The organism is Serratia proteamaculans (assembly GCF_013337185.1).
GTDB classification, from domain to species: Bacteria; Pseudomonadota; Gammaproteobacteria; order Enterobacterales; family Enterobacteriaceae; genus Serratia; species Serratia proteamaculans_D.
In genome coordinates this window covers 500,184-513,251 of the sequence record NZ_SWDE01000003.1, presented here as the reverse complement: position 1 = coordinate 513,251, position 13,068 = coordinate 500,184, and the positions used below count along the sequence as shown (strand labels likewise).

Sequence of the window (13,068 nt, the reverse complement as noted above, 5' to 3'; positions counted from 1 at the left end):
CCTACCGCCAACGCCCCAGGAGGGAAGATGATGAACTATGTACGTCTTGGTAATAGCGGTCTGAAAGTCTCTCGGCTTTGTCTTGGCTGCATGACCTATGGCGATCCCGCTTGGCGTCCCTGGGTATTGCCGGAGGCACAAGCCCGCCCTTTCATTCGGGAAGCACTGGAAGCCGGAATTAACTTTTTCGATACCGCCAATATCTATTCTTCAGGCGAGAGTGAACGCATTCTCGGGCGTGCGCTGAAGGATTTTGCCCACCGCGATGACATGGTGATCGCCACCAAGGCGTATTTTCCAATGGGCGAACAGCCCAACAATCGCGGCCTGTCACGCAAACATATCATTCAAAGCGTGGAGGCCTCGCTGCAACGTCTGGGGACCGATTATCTCGATCTGTTCGTCATGCACCGTTTCGATGAGGACACTCCGATGGAGGAAACGGCCGAAACGCTCGATGCACTGGTGCGGGCCGGCAAGATCCGCTATCTCGGCGCATCCTCGATGCAGGCCTGGCGTTTTATGAAAATGCTGGATTTTCAGCGCCACAACAAATTGGCCGCCTTTATTTCCATGCAAAGCCAGTACAACCTGGTCACACGTGAGGATGAAGAGGACCTTATCCCGCTTTGCCTGGAGGAAGGGATCGGCCTGACTCCCTGGTCGCCTTTGGCCAGGGGGGTACTGGCAGGGGCAAAAGGGATCGGGACAGTGCGCGCCGAAACCGACGAACAAGCTCCCCGCTGGTACGGCGGCAGAAAAGAAGTCGAACAATCCATTACGGCCGTTGAAAGCATCGCCGTCGAGAGAGGGGTTCCGGCGGCCCAGATCTCTCTGGCATGGGTGCTGGCCAAAACGGCGGTTGCCGCGCCGATTGTTGGTATGTCCAAGCCACATCATCTCCAGGATGCGCTCAAGGCGCTCCCTCTCACGCTGTCCCATGAGGAAATTGCACAACTTGAAGCGCCGATGAAAGAACAGACCCGCCCCCAGCGTTGGTAGGACTTTGCCCCATCATCAATCACAGGAGAGGCTTAATGTTATATGCCATAAAATATCGCCCGGCACAGACTGTGCTGGTGGCCCTGATGCTCGTCATCGCAACACCTGCAGCAGTTTCCGCGGCCGCTACCTGCACATCAACCAGCCTGACATTACCGCCAGGCGCGCTCTACCCTAATGGCATTGCCCGCGCATCCGATGGCACCCTGTATGTTGGCCTGGTGACCAGTGGTCGCATTCTGCGCAAACGCCCGAACGAAGATTGGGAGACCTTCTTTGCCGGCGCCGATACCGTTTTCGCCTCAACCACGCTGAGGCTGGATGAACAACATGGTCTGTTATGGGGAAACTCTCCAGATTTCCTGCCCACAGGAAAAACTCGTCCCCATCGCGTTTTTGCCCTGAATGTCCCCAGCGCCACGATTAACCGCAGTTTGACCTTACCAGAGGGGGGAATGGGCAATGACCTGGTTCTCGCCAAAGACGGCACGGTTTATCTGACGGAGACCAAAGCGGGCAGCATCATGAGGCTACGCCCGAATGAAGCCAATTTTCAGATAATCTTCCGTGATCAACGCTTGTCCGGCCCCAATGGTATCGGCGCCGCAGGCATTGTCCTGCTGAATGACCGGATAATGGCGGTTGCCAACTTTGGCAGCGGAAAGCTCTATACCCTGAGCTATGGGGAGGCGACGCCGCAACTGGCTGAAATCCTGCTGCCTCGCACTATCGAAAACCCGGATGGAATGGGATTAGCACCGGACGGCTCGCTGATCGTGCTCGAAAATGGCATTAAAAGCGGCCAGGGCAGGATCCTGAGAATTACCGATCCCGGTGCTGCAGGTATGCATACTATTGAAGTCATTCGTGAGGGAATGGAGTCGCCGGTCAATCTGGACATCACACCGCAGGGCTGCGCCTTTGTCACTGAATCGCGCATTCGCCACCGCCTGCTACCCGGCCACGAAGCCGAAGTTCCAGACAGCTTTCGCATTTACCAACTTCAGTTGCCTTTAACCACCGCCAACTGACACCTCTCCCACCCTGGGCTTGCAGGAACATAGGCTTCCCAAGCCCAACTCCCCATTTCTCCCCTTTTTTCATTTGCGCATAGCTGTGAAAAACAATGTGTTCTATTGATTGCAACACTCTTCCCCGCCTTACAAACCGACTTTGCGTAAAGCTTCCCATTTTTACCTGTGACAGCCGATTGCCCGCTGGGCTAGTATAGCGACAGTATTAAGGGCTTATTGATCCTTACCGCCGTCAACCACTGCTCTATCGAGTGGTTTTTTTGTGCCGCGGCGTGAACCTTAATGATGACAATCAACATCACAACCAACTTTAAATTCAATGGATTGGAAACAGTAATCTTATGAATAGTACCGATAAGCTCGACTCACACACGCCGATGATGCAGCAGTATCTGCGTCTCAAGGCTCAGCACCCCGAGATCCTGCTGTTCTACCGCATGGGCGACTTTTACGAGCTGTTCTATGACGATGCCAAACGCGCTTCCCAACTGCTGGATATCTCGCTGACCAAACGCGGTGCCTCAGCGGGCGAGCCTATTCCCATGGCCGGCGTCCCTCACCATGCGGTCGAGAACTATCTGGCCAAACTGGTGCAGCTCGGTGAATCCGTCGCTCTGTGCGAACAAATCGGCGATCCGGCCACCAGTAAAGGCCCGGTGGAGCGCAAAGTGGTGCGTATCGTCACACCAGGCACCATCACCGACGAAGCGCTGTTGCAAGAACGTCAGGACAACCTGCTGGCGGCAATCTGGCAGGACGCACGCGGCTTTGGCTACGCCACGCTGGACATCAGCTCCGGGCGTTTCCGCGTGGCGGAACCCGCTGATATCGAAACCATGGCGGCAGAGTTGCAGCGCACCAATCCTGCCGAGCTGCTTTATCCCGAAACCTTTGAACAAATGTCGCTGATTGAACAGCGCCACGGCCTGCGTCGTCGCCCACTGTGGGAGTTTGAACCCGAGACCGCACGCCAACAGCTGAACCTGCAGTTCGGTACCCGCGATCTGACCGGTTTCGGCGTTGAACAGGCCCATCAGGCACTGCGCGCCGCCGGTTGTCTGTTGCAATATGTTAAAGATACTCAGCGCACCTCATTACCGCATATCCGTGGCATCACCATGGAGCGTCAGCAGGACGGCATTATCATGGATGCCGCCACGCGGCGTAACCTTGAGCTGACTCAGAACCTGTCCGGCGGCAGCGAAAATACCCTGGCGGCCATCCTCGATCACAGCGTGACGGCGATGGGTAGCCGTATGCTCAAGCGCTGGCTGCATATGCCAACCCGTGACATCAAAGTCTTGAATAACCGCCAGCAGGCGATCGGTTCCCTGCAGGATCTGTATACCGATCTACAGCCTTCGCTGCGTCAGGTGGGCGATCTGGAGCGCATCCTCGCCCGTCTGGCATTACGCAGTGCCCGTCCACGCGATCTGGCCCGTATGCGTCATGCTTTCCAACAATTGCCGGATATCCACGCGTTACTGAAAGGGGTAGAAACCCCGTATGTGCAGCAGTTGCTGTCACAAGTCGGTCAGTTTGATGAACTGCAGGATTTGCTGGAACGCGCAGTGGTTGAAGCCCCGCCGGTACTGGTACGTGACGGCGGCGTTATCGCTCCCGGCTACAATAGCGAACTGGATGAATGGCGCGCACTGGCCGATGGTGCCACTGACTACCTCGATCGTCTCGAGATCCGCGAACGTGAAAAGCTGGGGCTGGATACGCTGAAGGTCGGTTTCAATGGCGTGCATGGTTATTATATTCAGGTCAGCCGTGGGCAGAGTCACCTGGTGCCGATCCACTACGTGCGCCGCCAGACGCTGAAAAACGCCGAACGTTACATCATTCCCGAACTGAAAGAGTATGAAGACAAGGTACTGACCTCCAAAGGGAAAGCACTGGCGATCGAGAAGGGTCTGTACGAAGAATTGTTCGATTTGCTGTTGCCGCACCTGGGTGCGCTACAGCAAAGCGCCGCGGCATTGGCCGAACTGGACGTGCTGGCCAACCTGTCTGAACGTGCGGAGACACTGAACTACGCCTGCCCAACCATCAGCGAACAGCCCGGTGTGCGCATCACTGAAGGCCGCCACCCGGTGGTCGAGCAGGTGTTGAGTGAACCGTTTATTTCCAACCCGTTATCGCTGTCGCCTCAGCGGCGGATGTTGATCATTACCGGCCCCAACATGGGTGGTAAAAGTACCTATATGCGCCAAACGGCGCTGATCGTGCTGATGGCACACATCGGCAGCTACGTGCCGGCGAGCAAGGCGATTATCGGCCCGGTAGACCGCATCTTTACCCGCGTGGGTGCGGCGGACGATCTGGCCTCAGGCCGCTCTACCTTTATGGTGGAGATGACCGAAACCGCCAATATCCTGCACAATGCCACCGAAAACAGCCTGGTACTGATGGATGAAATTGGCCGCGGTACCTCAACCTACGACGGTCTGTCCCTGGCCTGGGCCTGCGCCGAGAACCTGGCCAGCCGCATTAAAGCCATGACGCTGTTCGCCACCCATTACTTTGAGCTCACAACCCTGCCGGAAAAAATGGAAGGCGTAGTCAACGTGCATCTGGATGCGCTGGAGCATGGCGACACTATCGCCTTTATGCACAGCGTGCAGGACGGCGCGGCCAGCAAGAGTTATGGCCTGGCGGTAGCGGCACTCGCCGGTGTGCCACGTGAGGTGATCAAACGTGCGCGCCAAAAACTGCGCGAGCTGGAAGCGATATCCAGCCATACCGCGACGGGTACCGTTGATGCCACCCAGATGACGCTGCTGAATGAGGAAACCTCACCGGCGGTTGAAGCGCTCGAGGCGCTGGATCCGGATTCACTGTCACCTCGTCAGGCGCTGGAGTGGATTTACCGCCTGAAGAATATGGTCTGACCCTTCGCAGATTGCAGGCATAAAAAAACGGTGAGCATGGTGCTCACCGTTTTTATTTTGATGCGATTCAACTGCCTGGGTTACTCGCGGAACAGTGCCTCAATACTCAGGCCCTGCATTTGCAGAATTTCACGCAGACGGCGTAAACCTTCAACCTGGATCTGACGTACCCGCTCGCGAGTCAGGCCAATTTCACGGCCCACATCTTCAAGCGTTGCCGCTTCGTAGCCCAACAGGCCAAAACGACGCGCCAGCACTTCACGCTGTTTGGCGTTCAGTTCGAACAACCATTTAACGATGCTCTGTTTCATGTCATCGTCTTGCGTGGTGTCTTCCGGGCCGTTGTCTTTCTCGTCGGCCAGAATGTCCAGCAAGGCTTTCTCTGAATCCCCACCCAATGGCGTATCGACAGAAGTGATACGTTCATTCAGGCGCAGCATACGGCTGACGTCATCAACCGGCTTGTCGAGTTGCTCGGCAATCTCTTCAGCGCTCGGTTCATGATCCAGTTTATGAGAAAGCTCGCGCGCGGTGCGCAAATAGACATTCAGTTCTTTAACAATGTGGATAGGCAAGCGGATGGTACGGGTTTGGTTCATGATCGCCCGTTCAATCGTCTGCCGGATCCACCAGGTTGCATAAGTCGAGAAACGGAAACCGCGTTCTGGGTCAAACTTTTCCACTGCGCGGATCAGACCGAGGTTACCCTCTTCAATCAGATCCAGCAGCGCCAGGCCGCGATTGCTGTAACGGCGGGCGATTTTCACCACCAACCGCAGGTTACTTTCAATCATTCGGCGGCGGGACGGCACGTCACCGCGCAGTGCACGCCGCGCAAAATAAACTTCTTCCTCTGCGGTCAGCAGCGGAGAATAGCCGATTTCGCCAAGATAGAGCTGCGTCGCATCCAATACGCGTTGGGTCACGCCTTGTGACAACAACTCTTCTTCCGCTAGATCACTCTCACTGGCCTCTTCTTCAACCAGTGCTTTTTCGTCGAATGATTCCGCTTCCGTTGCGTTCTCGTCGAAATCCGCATCGTCATGTAACTCGTTAACTTTCAGCGTATTTTGGCTCATATGCTGCTCCTACCCGTGATACCGCGAGCAGAATACAGCGTATTCTGCCCAATCTATCGCTGCGGAAGATAACGCAGCGGGTTTACGGATTTCCCCTTGTAACGAATTTCAAAATGCAAACGTACTGAACTGGTTCCGGTGCTACCCATGGTGGCTATTTTTTGACCCGCCTTCACTTCTTGTTGTTCCCGGACCAGCATTGTGTCGTTGTGAGCGTAGGCGCTCAGGTAATCATCATTGTGTTTGATGATGATTAGATTACCGTAACCCCGTAAAGCGTTGCCTGCGTACACTACACGACCATCGGCGGTAGCGAAGATAGGCTGCCCACGAGTCCCGGCGATATCGACACCTTTATTCCCACCTTCTGATGAGGAAAAGTTATCAATAATCTTACCGTCAGTTGGCCATCTCCAGGTACTTACTGGGGCGCTGTTGCTGACGGTGCTGCTCACTGGTGGAGCAACGACCGGTGCGGTAACAGGGGCTGTTGCGGTAGTTGCCGCCACTGCGCCTGCTGTAGGTAACATCTTACCTACATTCTGTTTACCCGAATTATCAGAATACGCGTTAGTTGATGGAGAATCAACCGTTGCAGTTTGTATCTGAGAGGTCGATGGCGGCTTCGGAACACCGCCGCTGGTCGCGTCTGTTGCCGCCAGCATACCGCCGTTTCCGTTGGCGGAACCATTACCAAGCTGAATGTTTTGACCCACATTCAGGCTGTATGGTTCAGGAATATTGTTGCGCTGGGCCAGGTCACGGTAGTCGTTTCCGGTGATCCAGGCGATATAAAACAGCGTGTCTCCGCGCTTAACCGTATAGGTGTTACCGCTGTAGCTCCCTTTGGGGATCGAAGTGTAACTGCGGTTGTAAACAATGTGCCCTTCAGCGTTAGCCTGTGCTCCAGCATTGCTGGATGCAGCGGCTCCGCCACCGTCCACACTACTGATAGGGGCCGATGTCGATTCAGTGTTCGTACAACCTGCCAACCACAAACTTACCATCGTACACACCGCAACCCGGCGTAATGTAATCATTGGGCTTCCCGTGCTCATGCTTCCCCCATGACAGCAATATCAGCGATATATCCAAAATACCCTTTACATGGTAGCTGAGCTTTTAACATTCTCTCGATTCCTTCCATGAAAGGTGCCCACGGCCGATCCCTGAATGTCAGGAAACCTCATGCCGGAGCCTCAAAACAGCGCGCCAATGCTAACCACATTAGCGCCGCTGCACCATAAGACAACTACGCAGAAAGGCAATTGTATTGAAAATTAGTTTTATTGAAACGTTAAAACCTTAACCGGAGATGATGAAAGTGCAACAGATTTCGTTTCCTGTCGAAAATTCAGACAATCGCTAGGCCAGTTCCCCCTTCACCAGCGGAACAAAACGCACCGCTTCGACGGTATCGATAACAAATTCACTGCCCTGACGCCGAATATACTTCAGCGTTTGGGCCTGCTCGCCGACCGGCAACACCAGAATGCCGCCATCGTCCAACTGCTCCATTAGCGCCGGCGGGATCTCCGGCGGAGCTGCCGTGACGATGATGGCATCAAACGGCCCGCGCGATGCCCAACCCTGCCAGCCATCGCCGTGACGGGTGGAAACATTGTGCAGATCGAGTTGCTTCAGCCGGCGTTTGGCCTGCCATTGCAACCCCTTGATGCGCTCAACAGAGCAAACATGCTGTACCAGATGCGCCAGGATAGCGGTTTGATAGCCGGAACCGGTGCCGATCTCCAATACCCTGGAGGTTGGCGTCAGGTTCAGCAGTTCGGTCATGCGTGCAACCATATAAGGTTGAGAGATGGTTTGGCCGGAGCCAATGGGTAACGCAGTATTCTCATAAGCCTTGTGTTCAAGTGCTTCATCAACAAAGCGTTCACGCGGCACCGCTTCGATCGCCTGCAGCAACCGTTCGTCCCGGATCCCCTGTTGACGCAGCTGCGTCAGCAATGTTTGCATACGCTTGTTCACCATTCCCCGCCGACCCCTGCTTTGGTTAACCACGTTTTTACCACGTCCTGAGCCGCATAGGCGGTTAAATCCACCTGCAGTGGCGTGATGGCCACATAACCCTGTTCTACCGCAGCGAAATCCGTGTCCGGCCCGGCATCAAACTTATCACCAGGCGGCCCGATCCAATAGAGATTTTGCCCGCGTGGATCTTGTTGGCAGAACACTTTGTCAGCCGGATGGCGACTGCCGCAGCGGGTCACACGAATACCCTTGATTTGGTCCAGCGGTAAATCCGGCACGTTGATATTCAGAATTTTACCGGTACGCAACGGCTCACGCTGTAACGCACGCAGCACCCGACAGGTAATTGCCGCGGCGGTCGCATAATGCTGATGACCGTTCAGTGACACGGCCAGTGCGGGTAATCCCAAATGGCGTCCTTCCATGGCGGCCGCTACGGTGCCGGAATATATAACGTCATCGCCCAGATTGGGACCCGCGTTAATACCGGAAACCACAATATCCGGCGCAGGCTGCATCAGGGCATTCACTCCCAAATACACGCAGTCGGTCGGCGTTCCCTGCTGTACGGCGATATCTCCATTGGGCATCGTCAGGGTGCGCAATGGGGATTCCAGCGTCAGCGCATTGGAAGAACCGCTGCGGTTACGATCGGGCGCTACAACTTGCACTTCGGCGAACTCTCTCAATGCCGCCGCCAGCACCTGGATGCCCGGGGCGGTCACGCCGTCGTCATTACTCAGCAATATCCGCATAAGAGGTTGTCTTCTTTTTTATCTCTCAACCAGAACGCCTTTAACGCGGCCCGGCATTTAAATACTCGGAATCAACGCCCAAAAGGAGGGACTTAACCAGCAGATATTATGTTCACTGCCCCCGGCATGTCCAGTCAACAGGGGAAAAGACAGCTTACACCCCAGACCCGATGCAGCAGATAAGACCTGAAGATCATCACACAATCCTTACGGAAAACTGACAATACGGTAGCGCTTTAGTAAGATCACGATTCACTGATTGCAAGGTTTATCCCCTCAATGCCAACAACAAGACTAAAGTATTTGGATGGTTTACGCGGTATATTTGCATTGACCGTAGCGCTGAGCCATTTTTTTGGCAGCCAATATGGCTGGCATGACTACCCATTCCAAAATGCATATATTTCCGTTGATTTCTTTTTTATTCTCTCAGGTTTTGTGCTGGCTCATGTTTACGGCCAAGCCCTATCCTCAGGCTTGATGAGCGATAGGAAATTTATCTTTTATCGCTTCGCGCGTATGTACCCATTGCACATTGTCACTATGGTCGTCGTGGGTGTCATTTACCTGTTGACGCAACGCGCATTTCCCTTTGACGAACCGTTTTTCTCTGGCATCGCCAATATATTCCTTCTGCAAAATATGGGTTTTGTCAGCAACTGGAGTTGGAATGACCCTAGTTGGTCAATATCTGCCGAGTTTTGGGTTTCTGTCTTTTTGGTTCCCTGGTGTATCCGTCGAGTTAAAACCAACCAGCTGTTATTTATAGCTTTAATGTGCTACACCCTTTTATATACATCCTTTGGCTCGCTGATGGTCGCTCATGAAATGATGTATGGTATCGTCACCTCAGGCTTTGTCAGATGCATCGCTGGCGTCACGTTGGGGATCGCTGTTTGCCGTATGGTCAAAGGTATGGGGCAGATAGAACTTCACCACATGCAGAAATCTATTATTGGCTGTATTGACATGATTCTTTTCGCAGCCGTGGTGTACTTGGTTTATCAAAAAACGCCGATTGGAAAACTCAGCTTCTTGCCAATCCCCCTAATTGCGTTGCTGATTTTAAGTCTGGCCACACTGAATTCATGGTTTCATAAAATTATCGGCAGTCGAATCCCAGGCTGGCTTGGTGATATCAGCTATTCTGTTTATCTGATACACACCCCCATTATTCTGGTTATGGGGTCTGTACTCGCACCACTGAACTTACCTTTCGCAGTAAGACTCACCGTCTTTATCACATTGACACTAGTGCTTTCACATCTTACTCATCGCTTGTTTGAGAAACCCTGTTACGAATGGCTAAAAAAACGCTTTTCCGGTCAGGTACAGGCCAATGTGAACGAGTTGAAAGCTGAAAAAAAGTTTGTCACTCAGCGCTAAAACATTCGAAAAAAAACCTGCAAAAGCAGGTTTTTTTATTATTACTCACCAATATCCGCATCACTACTGTCCTGCCGCATAATTTCACGCACCACGCTGGTGGCGAAACTGCCGGCAGGCAGCCAAAAACGCAGTTCAACGGTGGCATCATCCCACCAGTCCCACTGCATATTTTTGGGTTGTAACAACAGAGCACGGCGGGCCGGATCAACACGCTCACGCTTTAAAAGCGCCATCAGTTCCGGTTGTTCCAGCAGGCACTGCTGTTCAAAATGGAGCGCTTCACCGGCGGTACCCGGTTCGCCATCGCCCGGCAAAGGGGCGGTAATCATCAGTTCGCCGGCATCCAGCCGCTGTTGCAGCGCTGCCAACTCTTCCGGCTGGGCAACAAACCAACTGCCGCGACCGCTGAGCTGCAAGGCATCGCCTTCCAGCACGGTGTGTTGCTGCTGATTGGCCAAACGTCGGCTGGCAATCAGGTTAAACAGCGCACTGCGGCTGGCGGAAAGATAAAAACTGCGCTTGCTGCGCTCTTTAACCCGGATCTCATCATTCGCCCAACGGCGCGCCATCACCAGGTTATTGCCACCACGACCAAAGCGTTGACTACCAAAATAATTTGGCACGCCGCCAGCGGCAATCGCCTGCAGGCGCGGCTCCACATCCTGACGATCGGAGATATGACGCAGAACCAGCGTGAAGGCATTACCTTTTAGCGTGCCAATACGCATTTTGCGCAGATGGCGGGCGCTGGCCAGCACTTCGCAGCCCTCCAGTGAGAACTGTGTAAAATCAGGTGTCTCTTTGCCCGGTAGATGCAGGCAAAACCATTGCTCGGTCACCGCATGACGATCTTTCAGACCCGCGTAACTGACAGAGCGGGCGTGAATGCCGGCAAAGCGCGCCAAATAATCGGCGACAAACTGGGTGTTGCAGCCGTTCTTGCGAATGTTCACCAGCACATGTTCGCCTTCGCCATCCGGCTCAAAGCCCAGGTCTTCCACCACCACGAAATCTTCCGGGTTGGCTTTCAACACCCCGGTGCTCTGCGGCTGGCCATGCAGCCAGGTCAGGTTAGCCATATCCATGCGTTTATTCCTTGATCAACAAGGCGACCGCTTCACAGGCAATGCCCTCGCCGCGCCCGGTAAAACCGAGCTGTTCGGTGGTGGTCGCCTTAACGTTGACGTCGTCCATATGGCACTGCAGGTCTTCCGCCAGGAAAACGCGCATTTGCGGGATATGCGGCGCCATTTTAGGTGCCTGGGCGATAATGGTGATATCCAGGTTACCCAGACGATAGCCTTTGGCGCGAATGCGTTTCCAGGCTTCGCGCAGCAGCTCACGGCTGTCGGCCCCTTTGAACGCCGGGTCGGTATCCGGGAACAGCTTGCCGATATCCCCTAACGCAGCCGCCCCCAACAGAGCATCGGTCGCCGCATGCAGCGCCACGTCACCGTCGGAGTGAGCCAGCAAACCTTTTTCATAAGGGATACGAACACCACCGATCACCAGCGGCCCTTCGCCACCAAATTTATGTACGTCAAAACCGTGACCGATACGCATGATGCGCTCCTTAATTGTCCAACTGAGTTAAATAGAAGGCCGCCAGCGCCAAATCTTCCGGGCGCGTGACTTTAATATTGTCCGAGCGTCCGCTGACCAGCAGCGGATGATAGCCACAATGCTCGAGGGCAGAGGCCTCATCGGTGACCGTCGCACCGTCATCCATCGCACGCTGCAGGCAGAGCTTAAGCAACGCCAGCGGGAACAGTTGCGGAGTTAACGCATGCCACAAATCCTGACGTTCAACGGTGTGGGAGATCTCACTACGACCAGGTTCGGCACGCTTCATGGTATCACGCACCGGCGCGGCCAAAATGCCCCCCACCTCGCTGTGTTCTGTAATCGCCAGCAGGCGTTCCAGATCCTCGGCATGCAGGCAGGGTCTTGCCGCGTCATGTACCAGCACCCATTTGGCCTCACCGGCCAGTTGCAGCCCGGCCATCACCGAATCGGCGCGTTGCTGACCGCCGACGGTGACCCGCACGCGCGGATCTCGGGCAATTGGCAACTGGTGGAACTGCTGGTCATCGGGACCGATCGCCACAATCACCTGCGGAATACGCGGATGGCGCAATAGCGCATGGATCGCGTGCTCGAGAATGGTTTGGTGGCCGATGGTTAAATACTGCTTCGGGCAATCCGCCTGCATACGGCTGCCGATACCGGCAGCGGGCAGGACGGCAATCACCGGTGGAAAGGTTCCTGCGGAGTGATTCATGCGTTACTTTTGTAGGTTATTTTGCGAGGAGGACGCCGCGTTGCGTCTGGATTGGTCAGGAACCAGACGATAGAAAGTCTCACCGGGCTTAATCATGCTCAGTTCATTGCGCGCACGCTCTTCGATCGCTTCCTGACCGCCGTTCAAATCGTCGATTTCGGCGAACAGCTGATCGTTACGCGCTTTCAATTTAGCATTGCTGCCCTGCTGGACCGCAACGTCATCATTGACCCGCACGTAATCGTGAACACCATTTTTGCCCAGCCACAGTGAATACTGTAACCAACCGAGCAATGCCAGCAATAACAGCGTAAGTTTTCCCATCTCCGCCCCCTGAAAAACCGCCTAATCATCCCACAACTTTTCGTTGGACTCCACACTGGGAACGGCATTTCACCGCCAAATTCAGAGTAGGATGAGAATTTCTTGAGTTTATAACCTAAATTCGCGCCGAAAGCGGCAAAAAAAAGCACTTTCACCCGATAAGTCACCGCTCGACATCTCTATATTCCCTCTCTCAGGTTTTTTATCGGTTATGCAGCAAGAAAAACTGGCTGCCCCGCCATTTCGCCAACGCTTCCGCCAGTCACATTCAAAAAGTGAATATTTAACACCACTGTAAATCACAGCATCAGGTAG

General features: G+C 54.3%; 12 protein-coding genes. 4 read left to right on the top strand and 8 right to left on the bottom strand.

Annotation, left to right across the window (positions count from 1 at the left end):
- Window positions 1–27 precede the first annotated feature (27 nt).
- The 3 genes from FCL49_RS15930 to mutS all read left to right on the top strand — a co-directional run bounded on the left by FCL49_RS15930 (window position 28) and on the right by mutS (window position 4,933).
- Complete coding sequence (locus FCL49_RS15930; RefSeq protein WP_254611084.1) at window positions 28–1,002, top strand: aldo/keto reductase; 975 nt, start codon at window positions 28–30, stop codon at window positions 1,000–1,002.
- 35 nt (window positions 1,003–1,037) lie between these two features.
- A complete protein-coding gene (locus FCL49_RS15925) occupies window positions 1,038–2,033 on the top strand; it encodes a hypothetical protein (protein ID WP_254611085.1) in 996 nt (331 codons plus the stop codon).
- A 344-nt stretch (window positions 2,034–2,377) separates the two neighbouring features.
- Window positions 2,378–4,933: a DNA mismatch repair protein MutS gene (gene mutS / locus FCL49_RS15920; protein ID WP_174354314.1), complete on the top strand. Its 2,556-nt coding sequence runs from the start codon at window positions 2,378–2,380 to the stop codon at window positions 4,931–4,933.
- Between the two features lie 80 nt (window positions 4,934–5,013).
- Here mutS and rpoS read toward each other — a convergent pair whose 3' ends face one another.
- From rpoS to surE, 4 genes are all read right to left on the bottom strand, one after another.
- On the bottom strand, window positions 5,014–6,012 hold the full coding sequence (gene rpoS / locus FCL49_RS15915; protein ID WP_012005280.1) for an RNA polymerase sigma factor RpoS: 999 nt from the start codon (window positions 6,010–6,012) through the stop codon (window positions 5,014–5,016).
- A gap of 53 nt (window positions 6,013–6,065) precedes the next feature.
- A complete protein-coding gene (gene nlpD, locus FCL49_RS15910; protein ID WP_167796607.1) occupies window positions 6,066–7,052 on the bottom strand; it encodes a murein hydrolase activator NlpD in 987 nt (328 codons plus the stop codon).
- Between the two features lie 325 nt (window positions 7,053–7,377).
- The gene (locus tag FCL49_RS15905) at window positions 7,378–8,004 is read right to left on the bottom strand and encodes a protein-L-isoaspartate(D-aspartate) O-methyltransferase (RefSeq protein ID WP_012005278.1); all 627 of its coding nucleotides are present in this window, start codon (window positions 8,002–8,004) and stop codon (window positions 7,378–7,380) included.
- Window positions 7,998–8,759, bottom strand: a complete 762-nt coding sequence (surE, locus tag FCL49_RS15900) for a 5'/3'-nucleotidase SurE (protein WP_012005277.1) — start codon at window positions 8,757–8,759, stop codon at window positions 7,998–8,000. The genes FCL49_RS15905 and surE overlap by 7 nt, the downstream gene beginning before the upstream one ends.
- A gap of 279 nt (window positions 8,760–9,038) precedes the next feature.
- Between surE and FCL49_RS15895 the strand changes: the two genes are divergently transcribed.
- Window positions 9,039–10,145 carry an acyltransferase family protein gene (locus tag FCL49_RS15895; RefSeq protein ID WP_174354313.1) on the top strand — a complete coding sequence of 369 codons (1,107 nt, stop codon included), beginning with the start codon at window positions 9,039–9,041 and terminating at the stop codon, window positions 10,143–10,145.
- Window positions 10,146–10,186: 41 nt separating this feature from the next.
- On the opposite strand, the gene truD is transcribed toward FCL49_RS15895, so the two are convergent.
- The 4 genes from truD to ftsB are packed head-to-tail and all read right to left on the bottom strand — an operon-like array spanning window position 10,187 to window position 12,753.
- Window positions 10,187–11,233, bottom strand: coding sequence for a tRNA pseudouridine(13) synthase TruD (truD, locus tag FCL49_RS15890; RefSeq protein WP_174354312.1), 1,047 nt, complete (start codon window positions 11,231–11,233; stop codon window positions 10,187–10,189).
- 4 nt (window positions 11,234–11,237) lie between these two features.
- Window positions 11,238–11,711 carry a 2-C-methyl-D-erythritol 2,4-cyclodiphosphate synthase gene (gene ispF, locus FCL49_RS15885; RefSeq protein WP_006317702.1) on the bottom strand — a complete coding sequence of 158 codons (474 nt, stop codon included), beginning with the start codon at window positions 11,709–11,711 and terminating at the stop codon, window positions 11,238–11,240.
- Between the two features lie 10 nt (window positions 11,712–11,721).
- A complete protein-coding gene (gene ispD / locus FCL49_RS15880) occupies window positions 11,722–12,429 on the bottom strand; it encodes a 2-C-methyl-D-erythritol 4-phosphate cytidylyltransferase (protein ID WP_174354311.1) in 708 nt (235 codons plus the stop codon).
- Between the two features lie 3 nt (window positions 12,430–12,432).
- The gene (gene ftsB, locus FCL49_RS15875; RefSeq protein WP_012005273.1) at window positions 12,433–12,753 is read right to left on the bottom strand and encodes a cell division protein FtsB; all 321 of its coding nucleotides are present in this window, start codon (window positions 12,751–12,753) and stop codon (window positions 12,433–12,435) included.
- Window positions 12,754–13,068 lie beyond the last annotated feature (315 nt).